General features: G+C 30.8%; 6 protein-coding genes. All 6 read right to left on the bottom strand.

Annotation, left to right across the window (positions count from 1 at the left end):
* The coding region (locus tag ACRCYC_RS15600; RefSeq protein WP_438532938.1) for a phage tail protein at positions 1–362 on the bottom strand (362 nt) is incomplete at its 3' end.
* A 36-nt stretch (positions 363–398) separates the two neighbouring features.
* Positions 399–719 (bottom strand): hypothetical protein, encoded by a 321-nt coding sequence (locus ACRCYC_RS15595; protein ID WP_438532937.1) that lies wholly within the window; start codon positions 717–719, stop codon positions 399–401.
* Positions 719–961, bottom strand: a complete 243-nt coding sequence (locus ACRCYC_RS15590) for a hypothetical protein (protein ID WP_438532936.1) — start codon at positions 959–961, stop codon at positions 719–721. Before ACRCYC_RS15590 ends, ACRCYC_RS15595 begins: the two co-directional genes overlap by 1 nt.
* 11 nt (positions 962–972) lie before the next feature.
* Entirely contained in the window at positions 973–1,992 is a 1,020-nt protein-coding gene (locus ACRCYC_RS15585; RefSeq protein ID WP_438532935.1) for a major capsid protein, read from the bottom strand.
* Between the two features lie 10 nt (positions 1,993–2,002).
* Positions 2,003–2,320, bottom strand: a complete 318-nt coding sequence (locus ACRCYC_RS15580) for a hypothetical protein (protein WP_438506942.1) — start codon at positions 2,318–2,320, stop codon at positions 2,003–2,005.
* 10 nt (positions 2,321–2,330) lie between these two features.
* Positions 2,331–2,665: hypothetical protein (locus ACRCYC_RS15575; protein ID WP_438620023.1), on the bottom strand; the 335-nt coding region annotated here is incomplete at its 5' end.

Genomic DNA, 2,665 nt, shown 5'->3' with positions numbered 1-2,665 from the left:
CTAAAGTTTTTTACATTTGCTATAAAGCCACCTTTTCTATCTTTATAACCTTCTAGTTTACTAATAGCTGCTCTTACAACTCCACCTTTTACAGTTACTTTAAACTTATCTAATCCTAATACTCTTGATTTTGAAGTTACTGTAGCAAATGGATTTGTCCAAGAAGCTTTTTTTACTTTTAATGTTTTATCAACATCACCTTGTTTTATATAGTAATCTTTGCCTACTTTTCTTTTCATTTGAGTTTTGGCTTTAGCTGTTGTATGATTAATTGCTCTAGCAGTAGCTTTTCCCATACCATTTTTTATTCCAGATAATAACTCAGCTGCTTCTTTCAAATTACTCTGCGATATTTCAACCATTTTATATCTCCTAGTTCGGAACTTCCGAAGTTTAAATTAAAATCCTGTATTTTCGCTTAATTTGACTACCAACATTCCTAGCTGCTCTGCTACAGATTCTATTACATAAGTTCGTTCATTAATTTCTATCGAACGCCCTTTTTTACATCTTTTTCTTAATTCTTCACTATATAAAATATATAAAATAGAAATATCAGTATTATAAATCCCTTGACTTTCAACTTTTGTTTCTACATTTTCTTTGGAGTCAAGCACACCTTTATGCTTGACTCCATCTATTTCTAACTCTTCAGCTAATTTTTCAATATCTAAAAATGTTTTTTCTATATCTTTTTTTAAAACATCTTTAAACTTCATTATTTTTCCTCTTTATCCGTTTGTTTCTTTAAATTTTCTAGCTCTTTTTTTAATTTTTCATTTTCTGACTTTAACTCTTCATTTTCTTTTAAAAGACTATTTTCACTTTTATCCTTTGAAGCCTTTATTTCTTCAATCGTTTCCGTTTCTAATAAAAAAGTAATTTCTTTTTTATCTGTTAAAGTATCAATATCTCCTTTTAAGTATTCTTTATATTTTTTTTTAAATATGTATTTTGCCATTTTTCTCCCTCCTATTTAGGACACACTGTTGCTGCGAAATATCCTGTTAGCTCAACTGGTTGCAATACTGGTCTTGATTCCGTTGTTATCTCTTTTACTTTTGCATTAGGATTATTTACCCCCGAGTATCTTTCAACCATATGCATTTCCGCCCCCTTTTGAGTCATATATATAACAGGTGCATATATAATTTCTCCACCACTAGGGCCTCCTGCAACTACATTTGAAGCTATTAATTCTACAACTTCATTTTTAGCTCCTCTTAAACTTCTGTCGTATCTGTACAACTCTATTCCATATGTTGTATATGTTCCTAACCAAGTAACTCCTGGATTCTCTCTAACCATTTTTTTAACAACTTCACTTTGAAGATCTTTACTTAATTTTTTACTATTATGAAGTTTTTCTATAAAATGCTTTGCAGCAGTTCTTCCCATTACTATATTTTCAACTTTAACACCATTTTTTTCTGCGTTTGCAACAAGAGTATCTACACTTTCCAAAGGATCTACTCCATCCTTATCCCATTGCTTTTCTGCTGCTAGCGTTTCAATATTTTCAAGTTCATAGTCAACTTCATATCCAGCATCTCCAGAAAGAGCAGTTACTTTACCAGTAGTTATAAATTGGGCAACCATCAGTTCTTCTCTATTAACAATAGTATTTTCTTGGTCTTTTAAAATTTTTCCTAATCTTTTTGCTGCTAATACTGTAGGACTTTCTCCACCTGAAAGTTCCCCACCAACTGGTCTAGTAAAATAATCTTTTGGTGTTAGTGTATATTTTGGAGCTACATTTGGAGCTGTAATTTGATTTGTTTTTCTTGTTTTAGTAGGTAATAATCTTCCAGACTCTAAAGGGGTAACTAGCGGAGCTACATATTCTCCACCTTTTTCTAACTCAAGCATTATTTCTTCTGTATCTGCTCTTGATGATCCTTTAAAAAATAATTCTCTTAAAAAATTTCTCTTAACTTCAGCTTTTTCTCTCAGTTTTCTTACTGATTTTTGCGTATAAACATTTTGTGGCATATGTCCCTCCCTATTTTATGAATAATGATATTTTTCTTAATGAATTTTTAGTTTCTAATTCTTTACTTTCTGGTATATTTACAAATGTACCTGCAATTTCACCAGTTAAAATAACAGTACATGGTGTTGTTGCCAGTGCATCATCATATGCTATCCCAAATACTTCTGTATACGTGGCATCATCTAATTTTCCAAATGTTTTTGTTGCACTAACTCCAATGATATCTCCTGCTAAAACATTAGTTTTTACCTCTAAAGAATCTACTACTACAGGAAAGGTACCTGCTATTATATTTTTTTCTTGAAACGTTGTTATAATATTTGACATTTATTTCCTCCTATTTTCCGTTAAATGCATCTAGAGCAGCATTAATTATTGCTTCATCCAATTCTTTATCATTAATTGGAGGTTGTTCTGTTATATTGTTAAGCCCTGCTGCTGCTTTTTCTTCCTCTGTTTTTTCTATTTCACCATTTGCTTTGTACGCATCTGAATTATAAAATTCAACTATTAATTCTTTAGAGTCTCTAGGCTCTTTAAACATTGCATTTTTTACTGCTTCCTCTTGTTTCTTATTAAAAGTTTTAACATTACTTAATGCTTCAATTCTTGTTCTTTCAGCATTAACAGCTTCTTGAATTAAGTTTTTAATATAGTCTGATGTGGCAGCAT

Source organism: Paraclostridium sp., from assembly GCF_051657365.1.
In the GTDB taxonomy this organism is placed as follows: Bacteria; Bacillota; Clostridia; order Peptostreptococcales; family Peptostreptococcaceae; genus Paraclostridium.
This window is presented reverse-complemented; position numbering and strand designations above follow the sequence as displayed.

Coding starts and splice junctions, on each gene's coding strand:
- ACRCYC_RS15595 (WP_438532937.1), bottom strand. CDS start 719: ATGAAGTTTAAAGATGTTTTAAAAAAAGATATAGAAAAAACATTTTTA.
- ACRCYC_RS15590 (WP_438532936.1), bottom strand. CDS start 961: ATGGCAAAATACATATTTAAAAAAAAATATAAAGAATACTTAAAAGGA.
- ACRCYC_RS15585 (WP_438532935.1), bottom strand. CDS start 1,992: ATGCCACAAAATGTTTATACGCAAAAATCAGTAAGAAAACTGAGAGAA.
- ACRCYC_RS15580 (WP_438506942.1), bottom strand. CDS start 2,320: ATGTCAAATATTATAACAACGTTTCAAGAAAAAAATATAATAGCAGGT.